The 22535-nt window shown below is 68.1% G+C and carries 13 protein-coding genes; 7 read left to right on the forward strand and 6 right to left on the reverse strand.

Annotated elements, in window-relative coordinates; translation table 11 throughout:
* Positions 1-72 precede the first annotated feature (72 nt).
* Both V2S85_RS05210 and V2S85_RS05215 read right to left on the reverse strand, forming a co-directional pair.
* Positions 73-444 (reverse strand): nuclear transport factor 2 family protein, encoded by a 372-nt coding sequence (locus V2S85_RS05210; RefSeq protein ID WP_330701810.1) that lies wholly within the window; start codon positions 442-444, stop codon positions 73-75.
* Positions 445-458: 14 nt separating this feature from the next.
* A complete protein-coding gene (locus V2S85_RS05215) occupies positions 459-1775 on the reverse strand; it encodes a purine-cytosine permease family protein (protein ID WP_330701811.1) in 1317 nt (438 codons plus the stop codon).
* Between the two features lie 202 nt (positions 1776-1977).
* Here V2S85_RS05215 and V2S85_RS05220 point away from each other — a divergent pair, with 202 nt between their 5' ends.
* Both V2S85_RS05220 and V2S85_RS05225 read left to right on the forward strand, forming a co-directional pair.
* A complete protein-coding gene (locus V2S85_RS05220) occupies positions 1978-4017 on the forward strand; it encodes a hydantoinase/oxoprolinase family protein (RefSeq protein WP_330701812.1) in 2040 nt (679 codons plus the stop codon).
* Positions 4014-5735, forward strand: a complete 1722-nt coding sequence (locus tag V2S85_RS05225) for a hydantoinase B/oxoprolinase family protein (RefSeq protein WP_330701813.1) — start codon at positions 4014-4016, stop codon at positions 5733-5735. Before V2S85_RS05220 ends, V2S85_RS05225 begins: the two co-directional genes overlap by 4 nt.
* Positions 5736-5807: 72 nt before the next feature.
* Here the strand turns inward: V2S85_RS05225 and V2S85_RS05230 are convergent, their stop codons facing one another.
* The 3 genes from V2S85_RS05230 to V2S85_RS05240 all read right to left on the reverse strand — a co-directional run bounded on the left by V2S85_RS05230 (position 5808) and on the right by V2S85_RS05240 (position 9026).
* Positions 5808-6191 carry a c-type cytochrome gene (locus V2S85_RS05230; protein WP_271184435.1) on the reverse strand — a complete coding sequence of 128 codons (384 nt, stop codon included), beginning with the start codon at positions 6189-6191 and terminating at the stop codon, positions 5808-5810.
* 47 nt (positions 6192-6238) lie between these two features.
* Positions 6239-8008, reverse strand: a complete 1770-nt coding sequence (locus tag V2S85_RS05235) for a M14 family metallopeptidase (RefSeq protein WP_330701814.1) — start codon at positions 8006-8008, stop codon at positions 6239-6241.
* Between the two features lie 115 nt (positions 8009-8123).
* A complete protein-coding gene (locus tag V2S85_RS05240; RefSeq protein WP_271184437.1) occupies positions 8124-9026 on the reverse strand; it encodes a LysR family transcriptional regulator in 903 nt (300 codons plus the stop codon).
* Between the two features lie 210 nt (positions 9027-9236).
* Between V2S85_RS05240 and V2S85_RS05245 the strand changes: the two genes are divergently transcribed.
* Positions 9237-11939: a LuxR C-terminal-related transcriptional regulator gene (locus tag V2S85_RS05245; RefSeq protein ID WP_330701815.1), complete on the forward strand. Its 2703-nt coding sequence runs from the start codon at positions 9237-9239 to the stop codon at positions 11937-11939.
* 56 nt (positions 11940-11995) lie between these two features.
* On the opposite strand, the gene V2S85_RS05250 is transcribed toward V2S85_RS05245, so the two are convergent.
* Entirely contained in the window at positions 11996-13057 is a 1062-nt protein-coding gene (locus V2S85_RS05250; RefSeq protein WP_330701816.1) for an aromatic ring-hydroxylating dioxygenase subunit alpha, read from the reverse strand.
* Between the two features lie 282 nt (positions 13058-13339).
* Here V2S85_RS05250 and V2S85_RS05255 point away from each other — a divergent pair, with 282 nt between their 5' ends.
* Genes V2S85_RS05255 through V2S85_RS05270 form a run of 4 tightly spaced genes read left to right on the forward strand, consistent with a single transcriptional unit; the run spans position 13340 to position 22491 of the window.
* Positions 13340-14587, forward strand: coding sequence for an efflux RND transporter periplasmic adaptor subunit (locus tag V2S85_RS05255; RefSeq protein WP_330701817.1), 1248 nt, complete (start codon positions 13340-13342; stop codon positions 14585-14587).
* Between the two features lie 13 nt (positions 14588-14600).
* A complete protein-coding gene (locus tag V2S85_RS05260; protein WP_330701818.1) occupies positions 14601-17723 on the forward strand; it encodes an efflux RND transporter permease subunit in 3123 nt (1040 codons plus the stop codon).
* On the forward strand, positions 17720-21004 hold the full coding sequence (locus V2S85_RS05265; RefSeq protein WP_330701819.1) for an efflux RND transporter permease subunit: 3285 nt from the start codon (positions 17720-17722) through the stop codon (positions 21002-21004). The genes V2S85_RS05260 and V2S85_RS05265 overlap by 4 nt, the downstream gene beginning before the upstream one ends.
* Positions 21001-22491 carry an efflux transporter outer membrane subunit gene (locus V2S85_RS05270; RefSeq protein WP_330701820.1) on the forward strand — a complete coding sequence of 497 codons (1491 nt, stop codon included), beginning with the start codon at positions 21001-21003 and terminating at the stop codon, positions 22489-22491. Before V2S85_RS05265 ends, V2S85_RS05270 begins: the two co-directional genes overlap by 4 nt.
* Positions 22492-22535: the final 44 nt, after the last annotated feature.

Genomic DNA, 22535 nt, shown 5'->3' on the forward strand with positions numbered 1-22535 from the left:
CCAGGACAGCGTGATACTGTCCTGGGTTGTTTCGTTTTGCTCGCAATGGACGAGGTGATCTCCGGTTGCCGATCAGGCCTGTTCGGCGCGGCTGATCACTTCGTAGCGTGCAATCTTGCCGTTGCGGTAGAAGGCGTGCGCCATGCACACTTCCGAACCGGCCTTGCCTTCGGAGCTGAACGTGCAGCGGTACTGGACGAATCCCTGCGTCTCGTCACTCAGCGTAGCGACCGGGGGGACCACCAGTTCCACCGCGTCGCACTTGGCGCGGATGCGGCCGAAGTGGGCGGCGATCGCTTCGGGGCCGGTGGCGCGAAGGCCGCCGTCGACGATGAAGTCGGCGTCATCGGTGAAGTGTTCGGCAAAGGTTTCGGTGGTGAAGCCGTGCGCTACGAAGGCCTGGTTCCACCACGCGAACATGCGGGTGATCGGGGAATCGGTCATGGGAACTCCGTCTTTCAGGTGAGGGCGGCCGCCGGGCGCGAACCGGTCACGCGATCGGCGACGAACAGGAACACCATCGCCGCCAGCAGGGCATCGACGGTCGGCGCATGGGTGAGGTCGAACAGCCCGAGCCCGACGTTGGCACGCGGCAGCGTCGCAACGCCGACGATGATGCCGAATACCCATGCGAGGAGCGGCGCGGCGCGGAACGCCGGGATCGATGCATTGGCGTCGGTGTAGCGGCTCCGCTTCATCAGGAAGTCGGCGACATAGGCGCCCGACATCGGGGCGATCAGCAGGCCCATGAAAGTCAGCCAAACGATGAAGTGGCCAAGGATGTCCGCAGCGGCGAGGCAGGTGCCCAGCACGCCCGCGACGACCGCCAGCTGCCAGCGCTCCACTTTGGGGAACAGCGCCGAGAGCGCCAGCGCCGAGGCGTAGAGGTTCTTGTCGTTGCTGGTCCAGGTGGCGAGGATGATGATGAGAGTGCCAGGCAGCGCGATGCCCGCCGCCAGCATCGTCGCGACGAGGTCTGCGTTGCCGTAAAGCGTGCCCAGTGCGGCGGCGAGGATCAGCAGCAGCGGGAAGGCCACCGCGTAGTTGATCGTCATCGCCGTCGCATTGTCGCCGCCGGTCTTGAGGAAGCGGCTGAGGTCGGGGTTGATCGAGCAGCCGAACACTTCGGCGCCGACGACTACCGACACGATCATGCCAAGGCCCATCGGCTCGGTTATCGTGCGGGCGGCGAAGAGGCTCGCCATACCATGGCGGTCCAGCCCGATCGCCAGCGGTACCAGCGTCGCCATCAGCAGCAGTGGCACGCTGACCACGGCGACCTTGCCCATCGCCTTGACCCCGATCACCGCCGTCGAGGCGATCAGCGCGCCGACGAGGACGACGCCGATCCGCTCGTCCAGTTCGTAGCCCAGCTGGGTGCGCAGGATCGCGGCGAGGCTCTTGACGAGGATCTGCGTCTGCAGACCGAACCAGCAGAACGAGGTCAGCACCATCATGCCCACGATCGCCATCGACCCGCGCCGCCCGAAAGTGCGCTGGATGATCATCGCGGTGGGCAGGCGGGCGACGAGGCCGACATAGCCGGTCAGCACGCCCCACAGGCCCAGCAGCGCGCTGCCCAGGATCACGCCGATCGCGACGGTGGTGAAGTCCGCATGCTGGCCCAGCTGGCCGCCGAACGCGAAGAACGGGACCGAGATCGACACGCCGATCAGCACCATCGTCAGGAACGGCCAGCGGCGCAGTTCCTCCTCTTGGGGCGGGCGTTCGGGATTACGTTCGACGATCCCGGCGATCTTGCGCAGCAGCTTCATTATCGAAAATGTCTCCAGTGCCCGCCGCCACGGGGAGGCGCGTCGGAAAGGCGGGTATGGCTCAATGGTGTCAGACGTATCGCGCAGGGCAAAGGGGTGAGGGCGGGTCTTGCGCCGGATGCAATGATTTCGCGAAGACTTGTGCCGTTTGCGCAATATCATCGGCGGCGAGTTCAGGGATTCAAATCCGGGAAAGCAGTGCATGAAGAGATTTCGCGTCGCCGTCGATATCGGCGGGACATTCGTGGATTCGATCCTGTTCGATTCCGAAACGGGAACGACAAGGCTCGCCAAGGCATCGACCACGCCTGACGAGCCGGTGCGCGGCGTTCTGGCCGCGCTCGACCGCCTCGGCGTGTCACTGAACGACACCGAACTGTTCGTCCACGGCACCACGCTGGGCCTCAACGCGGTGATCGAACGGCGCGGGGTAGAGACCGGCATCATCACCAATGCGGGCTTCCGCGACGTGTTCGAGATCGGCCGCGCCGACGTTCCCGCCGCCTCGATGTACGACTACCGCTACCAGCGCGAGGCGAGCATCGTGAAGCGCCGCCACCGCTTCGGCGTCGGCGGCCGCATTGATGCGCACGGCAACGAGGTGGAACCGCTCGACGAAGCCGCCGTGCTGGACGCTGCGGGCAAGCTGGTCGAGGCGGGCATCCGTTCGGTCGCGATCTGCTTCCTGCACAGCTACCGCAACCCGGTGCATGAGGCGCGCGCCGCCGAAGTCATCCGCGAAGCCTATCCGCAGCTGGCGGTCTCCGCTTCCAGCGCGATCACCCGCGAATACCGCGAGTACGAGCGTACCGCGACCGCCGTGGTCGATGCCTACATCAACCCGATCTTCAACGATTACGTCGGCCGTCTTGAGAACGGGCTGGTCGAGAACGGGTTCGGCGGCAAGCTGCTCATCATGCGCTCCGCAGGCGGGGCGATGACCGCGCAGACCGCGCGGCAGGCGCCGATCTATACCGTGCTGTCCGGCCCCGCCGGTGGCCTCATCGGCGCGGGCCAGTTGGCCAAGGCGATCGGCCGAGACCGCGTGCTGACGCTGGATTACGGCGGCACCTCGCTGGACGCCGCCGTCATCGAGGACGGCGAGCCGCTGGTCATGCACGAGGCGCCGCTGGCCGACCTTCCCGCGCTGATCCCGATCTTCGACATCCGCTGCATCGGCGCGGGCGGCGGCTCGATCGCCTGGGTGCAGGAAGGGCTATTGCAAGTCGGCCCGCAGAGCGCCGGTTCGCAGCCCGGCCCGATCGCCTACGGTCGCGGCGGCAACGAGCCGACCACAACCGACGCGGCGTTGATCCTGGGCTTCCTCGACCCCTCTACCTTCCTGGGCGGCACCGTCGACCTCGACGTTCCCGCCGCGAGGCAGGGCATGCAAGACCGCGTTGCCGGGCCGCTCGGCATCGATATCGACCGCGCGGCGGCGGGCATTTTCGACGTTCTCGTGGCCCGCACCGCCGGTGCCATCCGCGAGATCACTGTCGAGCGCGGCCGCGATCCGCGCGACTTCTCGATGCTCGCCTTCGGCGGCGCCGGGCCGCTGATCGCCCCGCTGATCGCCCGTGAGGTGATGAACGCCGAACTGATCGTGCCGCAGAACCCCGCCGTGTTCTCGGCCTGGGGCATGCTGATGTCCGATATCGTCACCGACGTCGCGCTGACCCAACTGCGCCTGCTCGAACCCGAGGCGCAGGGCCCGGTGGAAGAGGCGTTCGCGACGCTCATCGAGGACGCGCGCGCGCAGCTTGAAGGGCAGAGCGGCACCCAGACCGAGCGCCGCTTCCTGCGCCTCGTCGAATGCCGCTATGCCGGGCAGGAACACGCGCTGGAGATCGAACTGCCCGAGGGTGAGGATCTCGCCTCGCTGCGCGCCCGCTTCGACGACCTCCACCGCGAGCGCTACGGCCACGCCATTGCCGCGCCGGTGCAGATCGTCACGCTGCGCGTGCGCGCCAGCGCGGTCATGCCCAAGCCCACGCTGCCGATCGTGCCCGAGGCCACCGGCCCGGCGTCGGACGCGCAGATCGGCGCGCGCGAGGCGTTCTGCTTCGCCCGCCGCGAGCGCACCCCGTTTGCGGTCTACGATCGCAAGCTGCTGGGCGCGGGCCACACCTTCGACGGCCCCGCGATCGTCGAGGAAGGCACCACCACCACCGTCATCCATTCCGACCAGACCGTCGCCGTCGATCCGCACGGCCACCTCATCGTCCGCAGGAAGTCCGCATGAGCACCGAAACGAAGCTTGATGGCGCGACCGTAGAGGTCATCCGCAGCTACCTCGTCTCCGCCGCCGAGGAGATGCGCCGCACGCTGATCCGCACCGCGTTCAACCCGGTGATCTACGAGGTGCTGGACTTCGGTATCTCGATCTACGACGCCGACCTCGAACTGATCGCGGACGCGCCGGGGCTGGCGTTCTTCCTTGGCGCCAACGACTATGCGATCCGCAAGGGCGTGGAGTTCGCGGGCGCGGAGACGATGCGCCCCGGCGACATCTTCATCATGAACTACCCTTACTGGAATTCGGCGCATGCGCTGGATGCCACGCTGTTCGCGCCGGTCTTCGCCGACGGCGAGGACAAGCCCTTCGCCTATACCTGCATCCGCGCGCACTGGATGGACCTTGGCGCCAAGGACCCGGGCTACGTGCTCGATTCCACCGACATGCACCAGGAAGGCCTGATCTTCCCCGGCACCCGCATCTACAGGGATGGCGCGCCGGTGAAGGACATCATCGACATCATCAAGTTCAATTCGCGCATGCCTGGGCCGGTGATGGGCGACCTTGATGCGCAGGTGGCGGCTACCCGCACCGGCGTCGAGCGCCTGAACGCGATCCTCGGCAAGTTCGGTCGCCCCGCCTTCGACGAGGCGGTAGGCCGCATCAAGGTGGCGAGCGAAGCGCTGGTCCGCCGCGCGCTGGCCGACCTGCCGCGCGGCACCTGGGAAGCGGGCGATGTGGTCGACGACGACGGCATCAGCGATGATCCGGTGCCGATCCACGTCAAGGTCACGATCGACGACGAGGGCCTGACCTGCGACTTCTCGGGCTCCTCCCCGGCGGTGCTCGGCCCGATCAACATCCCGATCGGCCTGACCGAGACGATCTGCAAGTTCGTGCTGAAATCGCTGACGTCGGCGTCGCAGCGCAACAACGCGGGTTCGTTCCGCGCGCTCAAGGTGATCGCGCCCGAAGGCAACCTGTTCCACGCGGTGTACCCCGCCGCCACCTTCACCCAGTGGCCCGCGCACCTTGCGCTGGAACTGGTCTACAAGGCGCTGGCGCAGGGCATGCCCGAACGTATCGCGGCCTGTTCGGGCGGCGATACGCTGGGCTTCATGATGATCGGCACTGATCCGGTCACCAAGTCGATGTACGCCGTCTCCAACAACGAGCCGGTGGGCTGGGGCGGCAGCGCCGAGTTCGACGGCATCAATGCCACCAACCACATCTCGGGCAGCCTCGTGCGTAACACGCCGATCGAGGTCATCGAGATGAAGACCGGCATGATGATGGAGCAGTTCGAGATCAAGCCCGACTCGGGCGGCGCCGGCAAGCGTCGCGGCGGCATGGGCACCGAGCGCCTGATCCGCTTCACCCAGGACGGCGAGTTCCTCTCGATCACCAAGCGTTCGAAGGAAAAGCCGTGGTCGCTGGGCGGCGGCGCGCAGCCCGAGACGAACGAGTTGATCGTGCGCGCGGGCTCCGATGCCGAAAAGCGCGTGGGCACCTACCGCATGCCGGTGGCGATCGGCGACCGCGCCATCGCGCGCGGCGCGGGCGGCGCGGGCTACGGCCTGGCGACCGAGCGCGATCCGGCGGCGGTGCTGGACGACGTGCTCGACGGCTACGTCTCGGTCGAGGCGGCGCGGGAACTGTACAAGGTGGCGATCGTCGGCAGTGCCGTCGATGTGGCTGCGACCGAGGCTCTGCGCGGGGGCTGAGGGTTCGGATGACGCAAAGCAAAAGGCCCGCCGGATCGCTCCGGCGGGCCTTTTTTATGTTTCGGCAGAGGGTTACTTCGGCAGCGACGCCAGATACGCCACCAGCGCGGCGCGCTGAGCCGGATCCTTGACCCCGGCAAAGCCCATGCGGTTGCCGGGCACCATGCCGGAGGGCTTTGCCAGGAAAGCATCGAGCGTCTTGGCATTCCAGGTCACGCCGGCCTTGGCCATCGCCGGCGAGTAGCGGAAACCGGGGATGCTGCCCGCCTTTCGGCCCGAAACGCCTGCGAGGTTAGGGCCCAGCTTGTTGGCGCCGCCCGTATTGGTCGTATGGCACATCGCGCAGCTGCGCGCGAAGACCTGCGCGCCGGCGGGGGGCGGGGCGGCGAAGGCGGGGGCGGCGGCAAGCGCACCGGCGGCGGCCAGTGCCGCTGCGGCGATGGGGAAAGTCTTCACTGTTGTTTCCTCACGGTTTTTCCGGGTCATGGTCCGGGGGGAGGCGGTCACGCGGGGCAGCGTGCCACGGGGTAGAGCATGTGACGTTCGTCGCGGTAGGGTGAACGCAGATAGAACCACTTCAGCCGCGCCATCGGGTCGGCGGCGAAGGCGTTGTCCGAAGCCAGTTTCGCGTGGAATTCCGCGCTGAGGTCGGGGTCGGTCGCCAGCATCTCGTCGGCCATCGGCGCGATGACGTAGGCTTCGAGGTATTCGACGGGGTCGAGCATGCCCGCGACGTAGCCTTGCGCGAACAGGGAATCGGCGCAGACCGGCTCAAGCATGTGGATCGCCAGATCGCCAAGCCTTTGATCCGTAGTCACAAAAGCCGATCCCGGGGCGAACTTCTCGACGCGCCGCTCGACGCCTGCGACGCTGGCCTTCAGGACGATCCGGCGTTCGGAGACACCGCCCGCCATCTCCAGATCCGCGAGGCGCAGCATGTCCACTTCCGCCTCGGTCCATGCCTCGGCGATCTCCATCGCGATGCCGTGGGCGCGCAGGCGGTCGAGCACGTCGAACTCGCTGGCGGGCACCCAGTAGCCGCGCGGGCGGGCGATCGTCTGGCCCGGAATCGAGCCCAGAACCGGGGTTTCGAGCGCGGGAAGCGGTGTGCCGAGCCAGCGTACTTCGCGCGCGCCGCTTGCCGGGGAATCGTAGAATTCCGAGGCGATCGGATGGAACATCGTGGTCCGCACCGGCTCGGGCGCCATGTTCCAGGTGAGGACCGGCTCCGCCACGCGGCGTTCCCGGTCGGCGCGGGAGGCGGCGCGCAGCGGCACTGAGCGGCACCTAGCGGCACCCAACGATGCCTCAAGCAGCGCATACGTGCCCAGAACGCGCTGGCGCACCGGCTTGAGCGAGTGGTTCTCCACCAGCACCGTGGCGATGTGGCGAATGTCGCCGTAACCATGCGAAAAACGCGGGGGGAACGCGGGCAGCATCAGCCCGAGTTCGGGCCGGCGATCGTCGGCGGCAAGGATGAGCGGACCGGGCAGGTGCCCCAGCGCGCGCATGTGCGCATCGACCAGCGGGCGGTAGCTGTCCTCCAGCCAGGCGCTCAGTTCGGGCGAGGCGGAGTAGCGGGCTTCCTGGAAACCGTAAGTGATATCGTACTGGTAATCGAGGCCGTCGGTGACGTGCAGGTCGATGAACAGGTCGGGATCGATGCAGCCCAGCAGCTTGATGATCGCGCGGATCTCGGGCGAGTGCGCCTTCACGAAATCGCGGTTGAGGTTCAGCCCCTGCGCCGAGGCGCGCCAGCCCTGTTCCTCGGGCCCGCGCTGGTTGGGGCGCGCGTAGACCGAGCGGCGCTCGTGGCCGTCGGGGTTGAGCACCGGCACGAAGTACCAGTCGCAGCCGTCCAGCAGGTCCGCCTTGCCGCCCACCGCGATGTCGCGCAGCAGCATGAGGCCGGCGTCCTTGCCGTCGATCTCGCCGGGGTGGATGCCGCATTCGGTGAAGACGCGGACCGGCCCTTCTCCGTCCGGAGCCGCAGCGGCGCGGTCGAGATCGGTGCTGGCGATGACCAGCGTGAGCGGCCGCCCTTCGGCGGAAGTGCCGTATTCGTAGAGCCGGATCAGCGGCGAGGCCTCCGCCAGCCGGACGAGGAACGCGCGGGTCTCCTCGTACGTCGGCGTGGTCTGGAGATCGTCGATCTCGGCCGGAGTCACCCAGGGGTCGGACGGCTGGCGGATCAACGCTTCGCTCGGCCCGGTCCAGGGCTGCACGGGGGGGAGGGGGGCGCGGCGCTCCGGCGGCCAGTAGGCGGGCTTCATCGTCTTCCTTTCACAGGTCGGCAACACGCTACCGCCCGTTCGTTGCGTGCGCGGGCACAAGACGTTGCGTGGGCCGGTGCCGCGAAATTCGCCGCAGGCGAATTTCCTGACAGACTCAATGCGTCCAGCTGCGCATCTTCGCTTCGAGAACCGTCAGCAGCTTGGCCGGCGCGCCTTCCAGCTGGCGGCCGAGGCGGGTGATGAGGTGGACGGATACCGGCTCCGCCTCGGTCTCGGCGAAGGGGATGGCGATCAGGCGGCGGCTGGCGATCTCGCCGAAGGCGGCGATCTGCGGCAGCACCGTCGCAAAGCGGCCCTCGCAGGCGAGATCACGCATCATCACGATCGACGAAGTCGTCTGCGCCGGTTCGAGATAGGCACCGGCGGCGGCCTCCATGTGGCTGAGGATCTGGCGGATGCGAAAGCCCTTGGGCGGCAGGCACAAGTCATGCTGCGACAGGTCGGCGATCGACACCTGGTTCTTGCGCGTGAGCGGGTGCGAGGGATGGACCAGGATCATCAGCGGCTGCGCCACCGACAGGCGCACGCGCACCTTGGGCTCCGGTTCGATCTGCAGGACGAGGCCGACATGCACCTCGTCCTCCTCCACCATTCGCACGATCTCGCTGGTGGAGCCGACGTGGGTGTCGATGTGCAGGCCGGGGTTCTTCTTGTGGAAGGCGTCGATGGTCTGGAAGAAGGCGCTGGTCAGGAACCCTTCGCCCACCGCCAGCCGGATCGAGCCCTTGCGCACCCCGCGCAAGTCCTGGATGCGCGAACGCAGCGCGTCCAGCTCGGCGATGTGGGTGCGGTGGAAGTCGTAAGTGAGCTGTCCCGCCTCGGTCAGCTTCACCGAGCGGCGACCCTTCTCGATCAGGTTGACGCCGAGATAGCCTTCGAGCTGCACGATCTGGCGGCTGATCGAGGAGACCGCCACCCCCAGCTTCTCGCTGGCGAGGCGCATCGAGCCCTGGCTCGCCGCCTCGTAGAAATAGCGCATCGCCACGTCCATCAACATCGTCGAATACCCTTTCGCCGCCCGCCGGGGCGCAAGGGGGAGGATAACCGAGGCTTTTCGCATGGCACCTGCGAGAAACGGACAGGATGATGCAGATTCGGCCAGTCGGAGCCGCATGGCCGCTTGCATGACGGGGGCAAAGGGCGATACCCTTTCGCACATGCGAAAGCCCGCACACCCCGATTTTTGCCGACATGGCGGTGAAACGGCATGACCGTATCGGGGCGTATCGTCGCTCTAGCCGGTCTGGATGACGCGACCGAGACAGCGCGATCGGAAAATCGCCCCGATCATTCCGCCGTGGTCCATTCCGCCGTGGTCCACTCTGCCGAGGCTCCCGATCTGCCGACGCCTTTCACCATCGACTTGCGGCTCGAACGGCTGGGGGCGCTGCTCGACGTGCAGGGCACCGAGCGCGTGGTGCAGCTTCATGGCCCGACCGGGCTCGGCAAGACCACATTGCTGGCGACTTACGCGCTGGCGCGCCGATCGCCCGCGCGGCAGTTCCGCTGGCTCACGGTGCATCCGGCCGACCTCGCCGACGAAGCGGCGTTCGCGCGCGCGCTGGCCGGGGCGCTGATCCCCGATGCCACGAGCGAGCACGGCGTCATCGACGAGAACGCGGGCGAGCCGCTGCGCCGGGTGGAACGGCATTTTCGCGCGTCCAGCGGCGCCGTCGTCCTCGTCGTCGATGCCAATGCGCTGGACATCGGCGCCTTGGGGCGCGTGCTTGGCGATCTGGTGCACTGGACCGGGCCGGCCCTGCAGGTCTGGCTGATCGCGCGCCGGCCCAACGCGGCGATGCTGGCCTGCCTGCGTTCACCGCATCTCGTGCGCACGCTCGATCCCGCTGCCCTGCTGTTCACCGCCGAGGAAGCGCAGCGGTATCGCGGCGGCGCCGCGCAAGACGGTTGTGCCGGGGGCTGGCCGCTGGCCGAAGCCGTGGCGGCGGCGCTGCCTGCAGGCGAAGCGGGCGCCGACCGGTTGCTGGATCACGCCGGAGGGCTGCTGGAAGCGGCGATCGACGCGGGGCTCTGGCAGGGCCTGTCGGCGCAGGCGCGCAAGGCGCTGGCAGACACCGCGATGCTCGAAACGGTGGACGAGCGGTTCCTGGCGGGGGTTCTCGCCCCGCATCCGGTCTATCCGGTGCTGCAGGAGATCGAGGCGCTCGCGCCGCTGGGCACGGCCCGGCGCGGGCGGGACGGGGGCCTGTCGGTTCATCCGCTGCTGCGGGCCTTCGCCCTGCGGCGGCTGGAGAGCGAGGATCCCGCGGGCCGCGACCGGGCCTATCGCCAGGCCTTGCTCTACCATGCCGAGCGGCGTGCCCCCGAAGCGGCGATCGCGCTGGTGCAGGATACCGGCGACGACGGCCTCGCCCGGATGGCGTTCGAGACGTTCACCAGCACCGAACTGCTGCGGGCCTCGGGCTACAGCCGTCTGCGCACGGCGATGGCCCGGCTGACCCCGGAAGCGGCGGAGCAGTCCGCCCAGATCCGCATCAACCAGGCGATCGTGGCGATGAAGGAGGGCCGTTTCCCGGAAGCGCGCCGCCTGCTGGACTCCACGCGCGAAACCCTGAGCGAGGACATGGCCTACCAGTCGCCCTCGCTGTCGCGCGTCTACGCCGACTTCGTGATCGCGCAGCACGTCCTGGCGTTCCACGCCCATGCCGAACTGACCGAGGCACAACTGGCGGAGGGCTATTTCTGGTCCACCTACACCAATGACCTGACCAATGCCGCGTTCGTGTCCGCGCTGCGCAGCCTGCACTTCCTGCGGCGCGGGGAGATCGCCCTGGCGCAGGAGCAGATCGGGATATCGCGCAACAAGTACGAGCGCGCGACCAGCTACTACGGCCTCGGTTCCGCGCTGCTGGTCGATGCGATGATCGCGCTGGCATCAGGGCGGCTGTCACGCGCGGGCGCGCTGGCTTCGGAAGCGCAATTGCTGATAACGCGCGCCATGCCCGACGATGCCGGGCTGATGGCGGTGGCCGAATGCGTGCTGTGCGAAGTCGAGTTCGAGCAGGGCCGCACCGAAGGGCTGGTGGACCGCGTCGATGCCGCCTTGCGCGATCTGGAAGCCTGCGACGGCTGGCCCGACGCTTTCGTGATCGGCTACCGCGTGGGCGCGCACGCGGCGATGGCGGGGGGCGACCAGGCCCGTGCGCTGGCCCTGCTGGACAGGGCCATCCGGTTGATGCGCGGGCGCGGCCTTGCCGATGTCGAGCGGTACTGCCGCATCCTGCGCGCGGGCGTCCTGTCGAGCGGGGCAGCGGCGGATGGCGAGGCCGGGCATCTGGACGCACCCGGCCTGATCGGCTGGCGCGAAAGCGACGAGGTCGCGCTGCTGGATGCGCGCAGGGCGCTGGCGGGCGGCGACCATGCCGCGCTCGACCGGATCGTCGCTGGCCTGCAGGACCAGGCCAACGGGTCCGGCCGCCGCATCCTGGCCATTCGCGCGCTGCTGCTTGCGGCGGTGAGCGAATTCGAGCGGGGTCAGGCGGGAGATGCGGTGAAGAAGCTGGAGAACGCGGTCACTTTCGCGGAAGGGGAAGAGATCGTGCAGCCTTTCGCCGATCACGGGGCGGCGCTCGTGCTGGTGCTCGATGCCCTGAAGGTCACCCCGTACTACCGCGCCGCCGGGCGGGGCACGCGCAGCTTCTGCGCCAGCATCGGGCGGATGATCGCCGCGCGCGCGCAGGAGGCGGAGGGCGGCATCGTCTTCGTCGCGCGGGAACTGCAGGTGCTGCATCACATCATGCTGCGCCAGTCGACCAAGGCGATCGCGCGCGAACTCGACATTTCGATCAGCGCGGTGAAGTTCCACCTCAACAACATCTATCGCAAGCTTGGCGTGAACAAGCGGACCGATGCCGTGGTCGAAGTCCAGCGGCTCGGCCTGATCGTCTGAGGGTCGGTTAGGAAAATGCGCTTTTCGCGGATTCCCAAACCGACCCCAAGAATGCTTCAGTACCCGAAGAACCGCTTGAGCCCGAGGGCCTTGAGACCGCGGCGATATGTCATCGAACTCATGTCTGCTGGGATATGCGCTTCGTCGGTGGGATCGAGCGGCAGCCATTCGGGCATCTGCGCCTCGACGATCGCCTTGTCCTCCTCGAAGATGCGCTGGTTGAAGTCGTAGACGTCCTGCACCGGGAGGTCGGTGTCGAAGTTGCGGGCGATCGGTGCGAACAGCCGCGTCATGCGGGCCGACACCGGGGAGGCCGCGTTCATGATGACCAGGCGGTCGGTGCCGGGAAAATGGATTTCCAGCGTCGCCGTGAACGGCAGGTGGCAGCGGAAGTGGCGCAGCCAGTCGAAGCCGGGAACCCCGCGCTGCGAGACGCCGATGGGATAGTTGCCTACCGAACTCCAGTATTCCGCCTCGAAGCCGTATTCCGTCCGCCTGGGCGCGTAAGTCGGCACTTCGGCGTTGTCGGGATCGGCGAAAGTCTCGGTATGGACGAAGGCGAAGTGGGCGACGTCGAGGAAGCCTTCCAGTTGCCGCCCGGCGAAGCCGCCGATGTCGGTCCAGGGGCAGGTGATCTGCTGGAATTCGGGTTCGTCCCAATGCGGCATGTCGGGGATGTCGCCGGCTTCGGGCTGCTCCCCTTCGGCATCCAGGCAGGTCCAGATCAGTCCGTAGCGCTCGAAGCTGGGGTACGTGCGCAAGTGCAGTCGATCGGGAATGTCGCGCGCGGGGTGAGCGGGGACATGGACGCACTTGCCGCCGCCCCCGAACCTGAGACCGTGATAGGGGCACACCACGCTGTCGCCCTGCTGCGTGCCGAGGCTGAGCGGCACCCCGCGATGCGGGCATACGTTGGTCGCGACGACGATCTCGTCGCCGGACTTGTAGATCACCAGCGGTTGGTCGAGCAGCCTGGTGCCGACGGGCCTGTCGGCGACCTCGCGGGCGAGGGCGACGGGATACCAGTATCGGGCGAGGACGTACCAGTCCTCCGGGTCGAAAGTGCAGCCGAGCGGCAGTGCTGGCCGAACGGGGGCGATAACGGCGGCAGTAGCCATGGGATTGTCGTCCGCTGTGAATTCCTGGCCCTCTTTTCCTATTCCGTTACCGCTCTATCAAACGCAATGATCCGAACGTTGCGTTGCAAAAAATGGAGCGCCTGGAGCCCTGCCTCAAGGTCGTGGCTAGGTCGAAAGGCGAGCCGGACCCGGTGCCGAAAACGGAGCCTGCGCCGGGTCTTGAGACATTGCGATACAAATTCGTTCTGGAACGAGGCGCACGGACAGGCATTGTGCGGCGCAGTCCCCTAAGGGACGATGCCCAAGCTGCGGAAAGACCGAATGCCCGAAACCAACGCCGACCCCGATATCGTTTCCGAGCATCGCAGTTTGTCACCCCGTGCGCGGCGGATCAGCTGGATCGTGGTGATCGTCGTGATCGTCCTGGCGCTGGCGCTGATCTTCGGCCTCGCGACCGGCGGCAAGTCGGGCGGCGCGGGTGGTCCGGGAGGGCCCGGCGGCCGCGGCCGGGGCGGTCCCGCCAGCACCGTGGGCACCGCGCAGGCCACCGCCATGGACGTGCCGGTCACGATCGAGGCGCTCGGCACCGTGACCCCGGCGGCGACCGTCACCGTGCGTCCCCAGGTCGCCGGCGCGATCCAGGAGATCCTGTTCCGCGAAGGCCAGATCGTGCGCAAGGGGCAGGTTCTCGCGGTGATCGATCCGCGCGCCTACCGTGCGCAGCTGGTGCAGGCGCAGGGCGCGCTCCAGCGCGACCAGGCGCAGCTTCAGGTCGCCCGGCTGACGCTGCGGCGCTACCAGGTGCTGCTGGGCCAGGACTCGATCGCGCGGCAGGACGTGGACACCCAGGCGGCAACCGTGCGCCAGCTCGAAGGCACCGTCACCGTCGATCGCGGCGCGGTGCAGGCGGCCGAGGTCAACCTCGGCTTCACCCGCGTGATATCGCCGGTCAACGGCCGCGTCGGCCTGCGCACGGTGGACGTGGGCAACTACGTCTCGGCCGGGGAGAGCGGCGGCATCGTCACCATCACCACGCTCTCGCCGATCGACGTGCAGTTCACCGTCCCGCAGGACCGTATCCCGTCGATCGAGAAGCGGATCGCGCAGGGCGCCTCGCTGTCCGCTACCGCGAAGGACCAGACGCGCACCAACGTGCTGGGGCAGGGCACTTTCCTGACGCTCAACAACGTGGTCTCGACCACCACCGGCACGGTCAGCGCCAAGGCGCGCTTCGCCAATGCCGACAATGCGCTCTACCCCAGTCAGTTCGTGAACCTGACGCTGGACGTGGACATGATCCGCGGCGCCGTCACCGTCCCCGGCACCGCCGCGCGCGAAGGGACCAGCGGCAGCTACGTCTGGCTGCTCAAGTCCGACAACACGGTGGAACAGCGCAAGGTCGTCACCGGCCCCGGCTACAACGACCGCGTCGTCATCACCAGCGGCCTCAAGCTGGGCGAGACGGTGGTGACCGAGGGCGGCGACCGCCTGACCGCCGGCGGCAAGGTGCAGACCGCCGCCACGGCTGCCAAGGCATCCGGCAAGTCCTCCGACGCCAAGCGCCGCTGAGGATCGTCATCCGATGAGCCCGTCGCGCCCCTTCATCCTGCGCCCGGTCGCCACCAGCCTGTTCATGGTGGCGATCGTGCTGGCCGGCCTCGTCGGTTTCAAGCTGCTGCCGCTTTCGGCCCTGCCCGAGGTCGATTATCCCACCATCCAGGTGACCACGCTCTACCCCGGCGCCTCGCCCGAGGTGATGAGCCAGACCGTCACCGCGCCGCTGGAGCGCCAGTTCGGCGAGATGTCGGGCCTGTCCCGCATGTCGGCGAAAAGCTCGGCGGGCGCCTCGGTGGTGACGCTGCAGTTCGATCTTGGCGAAAGCCTCGACGTCGCCGAGCAGGAAGTGCAGGCCGCGATCAACGCCGCCGACGCGCTGCTGCCCGCCGACCTTCCGGCGCCGCCGACTTATGCCAAGATCAACCCGGCCGACACGCCGGTGCTGACGCTGGCGATCACCTCGAAGACGATGCCGCTGACCGAGGTGCAGAACCTCGTCAATACGCGGCTCGCGCAGAAGATCGCGCAGACTTCGGGGGTTGGCCTCGTCACGCTGTCGGGCGGGCAGCGGCCGGCGGTGCGGATCCAGGCGGATACGCAGGCGCTGGCCTCCTACGGCATCAGCCTGGAGACGCTGCGCACCGCGATCGACAACGCCAACGCCAACAGCGCCAAGGGCAGCTTCGACGGACCGACCCGCGCCTACCAGATCAACGCCAACGACCAGCTGCTGACCGCCGCCGAGTACAGGAACCTGATCGTCAGCTACGGCGACGACGCGCCGGTGCGCCTCAGCGACGTGGCGACGGTGGTGGACGGGGCCGAGAACAGCCGCCTCGGCGCGCTGGCGAACGAGACCCCGGCGATCATCCTCAACGTCCAGCGCCAGCCCGGCGCCAACGTCATCCAGACGGTCGCCTCGATCAAGGAACGCCTGCCCGAACTGCTGGAGGGCCTGCCCGCCGGGCTCGACGTGCAGGTGCTGACCGACCGCACCACCAGCATCAAGTCCTCGATCGAGCATACCGAGCTGGAACTGGTGCTGGCGGTGGTCTTCGTCGTGCTGGTGATCTTCTTCTTCCTGCACTCGCTGCGCGCGACGGTGATCGCGGGGCTGGCGGTGCCGGTCTCGCTGATCGGCACTTGCGCGCTGATGTACTTGCTGGGCTACAGCCTCAACAACCTGAGCCTGATGGCCTTGACGATCGCCACCGGCTTCGTGGTCGACGACGCGATCGTGATGATCGAGAACATCCAGCGCCACATCGAGGACGGCATGAAGCCCTTCGAGGCGGCGCTTAAGGGCGCCAGCGAGATCGGCTTCACCATCGTCTCGCTGACGATCTCGCTGATCGCGGTGCTGATCCCGCTGCTGTTCATGGGCGACGTCGTCGGCCGCCTGTTCCGCGAATTCGCGATGACGCTGGCGATCACCATCCTGATCTCGGCGGTCGTGTCGCTGACGCTGACGCCGATGCTTTCCGCGCGCTGGCTCAAGAGCCGCGGCGAGGAAAGGCCGACCCGCATCGGCACCCGCGCGCAGAAGCTGTTCGAGCGGGTGGAGCATCACTACGAACGCGGCCTGGCGGTGGTGCTGGACCGGCAGCCGCTGACGCTGGCGATCACCTTGGCGACGATCGCGGTGACGGTGCTGCTCTACCTCGTCATCCCCAAGGGGCTGTTCCCGACGCAGGCGACCGGCCAGCTCCAGGTACGGACCGAGGCGGCGGCGAACGTCTCCTACGACCGCATGGCCGGGCTGCAGCTTCAGGCCGCCAAGGCGATCCTCGCCGATCCGGGGGTGCAGTCGCTCAGCTCGTTCATCGGGGTGGACGGATCGAACAATGCCGCGCTCAACGGCGGGCAGATGCTGGTCAACCTCAAGGACGATGCCGGGTCCGAAAGCGCGGTGATGGACCGCCTGCGCGACCGGGTGGCGAAGATCGCGGGCATCCGCATCTTCGTGCAGCCGGTGCAGGATCTGACCATCGATTCCGAAAGCGGTCCCACCCAGTACCGCCTCTCGGTGGAAGGGCCGGACACCGCCACCGTCACCCGGGCGGCGCGCCAGATCACCGATGCGCTGGCGCAGTCGTCCAGGCTGCGCAACGTCACCACCGATGCCGACGCCACCGGCGCCGCCGCCTATGTCGACATCAACCGCGATACGGCAAGCCGGGTGGGGGTGACCGCCTCCAACATCGACGACGCGCTCTACACCGCGTTCGGGCAGCGCATCGTCTCGACCATCTTCACCGAGACCAACCAGTACCGGGTGATCCTGGAGGCGAAGCCGGGCCTGCTCGACAAGCCGGATTCGCTGGGCCTGCTCAACCTGCAGACGAAGGACGGCGGCGCCACCCCGCTCAGCGCCATCGCCACCATCCGCGAGAGCACTTCGCCGCTGACGGTCACCCACGTCGCGCAGTTCCCGGCGGCGACGATCGGCTTCGACACCGCGTCCGGCGTGTCGCTGGGCAGCGGCGTCAAGGCCGCGCAGGGCGTCATCGCGGGGCTGAAGCTGCCTTCCGGCATCTCGGTGACGTACCTCGGTTCGGCGGGCGCCTACGAGACCTCGCTCAACAACCAGCTGCTGCTGATCCTGGCGGCGCTGGTCTGCGTCTACATCGTGCTGGGCGTGCTCTATGAAAGCTTCATCCACCCGCTGACGATCATCTCGACGCTGCCCGCCGCCAGCGTCGGCGCGATCTTCTGCCTGTGGGTCACCGGGCACGACCTCGACGTGATCGGCATCATCGGGATCATCCTGCTGATCGGCATCGTCAAGAAGAACGCGATCATGATGATCGACTTCGCCATCGCCGCCGAGCGCGAGGAGGGCATGGCCCCGCGCGATGCGATCCGCCGCGCGGCGGTGCTGCGCTTCCGCCCGATCCTGATGACGACGCTGGCGGCGCTGTTCGCCGCGGTGCCGCTGATGATCGGCTTCGGATCGGGCGCGGAGCTGCGCCGCCCGCTGGGCATCGCCATCTTCGGCGGCCTGCTGGTGAGCCAGCTCCTGACGATCTTCACCACGCCGGTCGTCTATCTCTACTTCGATCGCGCCGGCACCCGCGTGCGGGAATGGCGCGAGGAACGCCGCCGGCGCCGTGACGGCGATCCGCGGGAGCCGGTGGCGGGCGAATGAACCTTTCCGCGCCCTTCATCCGCCGTCCGGCGGGGACCGTCCTGCTGACCGTCGGTCTTGCGCTGGTGGGCGTGCTGGCGTTCTTCAAGCTGCCGGTCGCGCCGCTGCCGCAAGTGGACTATCCGACCATCTCGGTTTCGGCGAGCCTCTCGGGCGCCAGCCCGGACACGATGGCCTCCTCGATCGCGACGCCGCTGGAGCGCCGCCTCGGCGTGATCTCGGACGTGACCGAGATGACCTCGGACAGCTCGACCGGCTCCACCCGCGTCACGCTCCAGTTCGCGCTCGACCGCGACATCGACGGCGCCGCGCGCGAGGTGCAGGCCGCGATCAACGCCGCCCGCGCCGACCTGCCGGCGACGCTCCAGTCGAACCCGACCTACCGAAAGGTCAATCCGGCGAGCATGCCGGTGATGATGCTGGCGCTCAGTTCGGACACCAAGACGCCGGGCCAGATCTACGAGGCGGTGTCCAACATCGTCTCGCAGCGCCTCGCCCAGATCGAGGGCGTGGGCGAAGTCGAGATCGGCGGCAGCTCGCTGCCCGCCGTGCGGATCGAGGTGAACCCGCACCAGCTCAACGCCATGGGCCTGGGGCTGGAGGACGTGCGCGCCGCGATCGAGGCGGGCAATGCCAATCGCCCCAAGGGCACGATGGAGGGCAAGGGGCCGGGCCGCTGGCAGGTCTACACGGACCGTCTCGGCCGCGATGCCGGGGCTTATGGCCGCCTCGTCGTCGGTTTCCGCGACGGCGCGCCGGTGCGCCTGTCCGACGTTGCCAGCGTTTCTAACAGCGTCGAGGACACCCGCACGCTGGGTCTCTACAACGGCAAGCCGTCGGTCGTCGTGCTCATCACCCAGCAGCCGGGGGCGAACCTCATCAAGCTGGTGGACGGGATCAAGGCGGAACTGCCCGCGCTGCAGGCGCAGCTGCCCTCCGACATCAGGATCGCGATCGCCAACGACCGCACCAATTCCATCCGCTCCTCGCTGGAGGAGATCGAGATCACGCTGGTGCTCTCGATCGTGCTGGTGGTGCTGGTGGTCGCCGCGTTCCTGCGCGATGCGCGCGCCACCTTCATTCCGGCCGCCGCCACGATCGTCTCGCTGCTGGGTACGTTCGCGGTGATGTGGCTGCTGGGCTACTCGCTCAACAACCTGTCGCTGATGGCGATCATCGTCGCCACGGGCTTCGTGGTGGACGATGCCATCGTCGTGCTGGAGAACACCGCGCGCCACCTGGAGCAGGGCATGGGCCGCATGGACGCCGCGTTGCTGGGCGCGAGGGAAGTGGGCTTCACGGTACTTTCGATCAGCGTCTCGCTGGTCGCGGTGTTCATCCCGCTGCTGTTCATGGGCGGGCAGGTGGGCCGCCTGTTCCAGGAATTCGCGATCACCCTTTCCGTGGCGGTGCTCATCAGCCTCGTGCTCTCGCTGACCACCACGCCGATGATGTGCGCCTGGCTGCTGTCCGACCGCAACTTCCACAAGGAACAGGGCCGCCTCGGCCGCGCCTTCGAGCGCGGGTTCGACCGCATCCACCGCGCCTATGCCTCCGCGCTCGACTGGGCGCTGGCGATGAAGCCGCTGGTCATGCTGGTGCTGGCGGTGGTGATCGCGCTGACCGTCTATCTCTATGTCGCCGTGCCGAAGGGCTACTTTCCGCAGCAGGACAGCCCTTCGCTGATGGCCGGCGTGCGCGCCGACCAGAGCGTCTCGTTCGAGACGATGCAGGGCAAGCTGCGCGAGGTCATAGGCGTCATCCACAAGGATCCGGCGGTCGCCACCGCGATCGGCTTCACCGGCGGCTCGCGCGCGGGCGGGGCGTTCCTCGCAGTGACGCTCAAGCCCAAGTCAGAGCGCCGGGAAAGCGGCCAGCAGGTCATCGCCCGGCTCAAGAAGAAGCTGGACCCGATCACCGGCATCTCGGTGTTCCTGAACCCCATGCAGGACTTGCGGGTCGGCGGCCGTTCGTCCAATTCCAGCTACCAGTACACGCTGATCTCCGACGATTCCGCCGCGCTCAAGACCTGGTCGAACAAGCTGGCCGAAGCGCTCAAGAAGCGCCCCGAACTGACCGACCTCGACAGCGACTTGTCCGAGAACGGCAGCGAGACTTACGTGAAGATCGACCGCGACGCCGCCAGCCGGCTCGGGATCAGTCCGCGCGATATCGACAACGCGCTCTACAACGCCTTCGGCCAGCGCCAGGTCGCGACGATCTACGAGGACATCAACCAGTACGGCGTGATCCTGGAATGGGATCCGCGCTATTCGGGCGATCCGGCCGTGCTGAACGACGTCTACGTCCCGGCGGGATCGTCCGCGAACAGCGCCACCAGCGAGACGACGAGCGCCAATTCCTCGACGCTCAATACCGGGGCGAGCAGCTCCGCCAGCGATCCTTCGGCGAATACGGCGGACGCCGAGACCGCGAACCAGAGCGTCACCAATCCGGGACTGCGCAATCCCTCGACCGGTTCGGCGCTCAGCACTTCGGCCTCGCAGATGGTGCCGCTGGCGACGATCGCCAGCTTCTCGCAGCATGCCACGCCCGCCGAGGTGAACCACCAGAACGGCGAGCTGGCGACGACGATCTCGTTCAACCTCGCGCCCGGCTATTCGCTCAGCGATGCCAGGACGGCGATCGCCGCCGCCGAGGATTCGCTCTCCATGCCCGCGAACGTGCGCGGCAGCTTCGCGGGTACGGCGCAGAGCTATTCCGAGATGCTGGGCCAGCAGCCCTACCTGATCGCGGCGGCGCTGGTGGTGATCTACCTCGTGCTCGGCATCCTCTACGAAAGCCTCGTCCATCCGATCACCGTGCTGTCGACACTGCCGGCGGCGGGGGTCGGCGCGGTGCTGGCGCTGCTGGTGTTCGGCATGGAGTTCTCGATCATCGCGCTGATCGGGGTGTTCCTGCTGCTGGGCATCGTCAAGAAGAACGCCATCCTCGTGATCGACTTCGCCATCCACGCCCAGCGCGAACGCGGCCTGTCCGCGGAGGAGGCGGTGCGCGAGGCCTGCCTGCTGCGCTTCCGCCCGATCCTGATGACCACGCTGGCCGCCGCGCTCGGCGTGGTGCCGCTGGCGCTGGGCATCGGCGAGGGTTCGGAGCTGCGCCAGCCGCTGGGCATCACCATCATCGGCGGCCTGCTCGTCAGCCAGTTGCTCACGCTGCTGACCACGCCGGTCGTCTACATCTATCTCGACCGGCTGACCCGCCGCCGACGCCCCGACGCGTCGCGGCCGGCCGGCGAACCTGCGGGAGTTCTTTCGTGATCCGTGTTCGCTTCATCGGCCTGCAGCGCATGTCCCTGGCCCTGCCGCTGGTCCTGGCCGGTTGCACCGTCGGCCCGGCCTACGTGCGCCCTGCGGTGGAGACGCCGCAGGGCTACAAGACCGAGCCGGGCTGGCAGCAGGCCACTCCCGCCGACCACATCGATCGCGGCAAGTGGTGGCAGCTGTTCCGCGATGAGACGCTGAACCGGCTGGCCGAGCGCGCGCTCACCGCCAACCAGACCATCGCCGAGGCCGAGGCGACCTGGCGGCAGGCGCGCTACGTCACCCGCGAGCAGCGCGCCAGCCTGTTCCCCACCGTCGACCTTAGCGGCACCACCCAGCGATCGGGCGGCGGGCGCGGGCAGAGTTCGGGCGTGACCACCGGCTCGGGCTCGGTGGTGAGCAGCAGCGGCAGCACGTCCTATCAGCTCTCGATCGGCGCGAGCTGGGAACCGGACCTGTTCGGCCGCATCCGCCAGACCATCAGCAGCAACGCCGCCACCGCCGAGGCACGCCGCGCCGATCTTGCCTCCGCGCAGCTCTCGGTGATCGGCGAGCTGGCGACCAACTACCTCAACTTGCGCGGCGCGGATGCCGGGATCGCCTTGGTCGAGCAGACCGTCAGCGGCTACGAGCGGGCGCTCAGGATCGCGCAGAACCGCTACGACGCCGGCATCATCGCGCGCACCGACGTGTTCCAGGCGGAATCGCAGCTGGCGAGCACGAAGTCCGAACTGGAAGGGCTGCGCCGCGACCGGCGCACGTACGAGAACGCCATCGCCGTGCTGGTCGGCGCGCCCGCCAGCAGCTTCACGCTGCCTGCCGCGCAGTGGTCCGCCTATGTCCCGCAAGTGCCGGTGGGGGTGCCATCGCAGATCCTTCAGCGCCGCCCGGACATCGCCTCTGCCGAACGTGCGGTGGCCTCTGCCAATGCCACCATCGGCGTCGAGAAGGCGGCGTTCTTCCCGACGCTCTCGCTCTCGGCGGACGGCGGCGCGCAGTCGAGCACGCTGGGCGACCTGCTGCGCTCCTCCTCAAGCCTGTGGTCGCTGGGCGCCTCGCTGGCCGAGACGATCTTCGATGCCGGCGCGCGCACCGCACGGGTCCGGCAGGCGCGGGCCGCCTACGACGCGGCGGTCGCCTCCTACCGCAACACCGCGCTGGTGGCGTTCCAGGATGTCGAGGACCAGTTGACTGCCGCGCAGATCCTGGCGCGGCAGGAGACGCTGCTGCGCACCGCGTCCACCGCCGCCGACCGCAGCGAGGCGGCGATGCTCAACCAGTACCAGGAAGGGCTGGTCGTGTTCACCGACGTCGTCACCACCCAGGCCACCGCGCTCTCGGCGCGGCGCTCGCTGCTGCAGGCCTCGGTCGATCGCCAGACGGCGGCGGTCGCGCTTGTCCAGGCGCTCGGCGGTGCCTGGGACGGCGAGGGCTATCCTTTGCTGCCGACCTCCGGCGCGCAAGCCGAAAATCCCGCTCCATGAAGATATCCGTATCGGCCGCCGGCAGGGCGCGGTAACCGGAATCG

This window comes from Novosphingobium resinovorum, from assembly GCF_036352595.1.
Taxonomy (GTDB): domain Bacteria; phylum Pseudomonadota; class Alphaproteobacteria; order Sphingomonadales; family Sphingomonadaceae; genus Novosphingobium; species Novosphingobium resinovorum_B.

Coding starts and splice junctions, on each gene's coding strand:
- V2S85_RS05210 (WP_330701810.1), bottom strand. CDS start 444: ATGACCGATTCCCCGATCACCCGCATGTTCGCGTGGTGGAACCAGGCC.
- V2S85_RS05215 (WP_330701811.1), bottom strand. CDS start 1,775: ATGAAGCTGCTGCGCAAGATCGCCGGGATCGTCGAACGTAATCCCGAA.
- V2S85_RS05220 (WP_330701812.1), top strand. CDS start 1,978: ATGAAGAGATTTCGCGTCGCCGTCGATATCGGCGGGACATTCGTGGAT.
- V2S85_RS05225 (WP_330701813.1), top strand. CDS start 4,014: ATGAGCACCGAAACGAAGCTTGATGGCGCGACCGTAGAGGTCATCCGC.
- V2S85_RS05235 (WP_330701814.1), bottom strand. CDS start 8,008: ATGAAGCCCGCCTACTGGCCGCCGGAGCGCCGCGCCCCCCTCCCCCCC.
- V2S85_RS05240 (WP_271184437.1), bottom strand. CDS start 9,026: ATGTTGATGGACGTGGCGATGCGCTATTTCTACGAGGCGGCGAGCCAG.
- V2S85_RS05245 (WP_330701815.1), top strand. CDS start 9,237: ATGACCGTATCGGGGCGTATCGTCGCTCTAGCCGGTCTGGATGACGCG.
- V2S85_RS05250 (WP_330701816.1), bottom strand. CDS start 13,057: ATGGCTACTGCCGCCGTTATCGCCCCCGTTCGGCCAGCACTGCCGCTC.
- V2S85_RS05255 (WP_330701817.1), top strand. CDS start 13,340: ATGCCCGAAACCAACGCCGACCCCGATATCGTTTCCGAGCATCGCAGT.
- V2S85_RS05260 (WP_330701818.1), top strand. CDS start 14,601: ATGAGCCCGTCGCGCCCCTTCATCCTGCGCCCGGTCGCCACCAGCCTG.
- V2S85_RS05265 (WP_330701819.1), top strand. CDS start 17,720: ATGAACCTTTCCGCGCCCTTCATCCGCCGTCCGGCGGGGACCGTCCTG.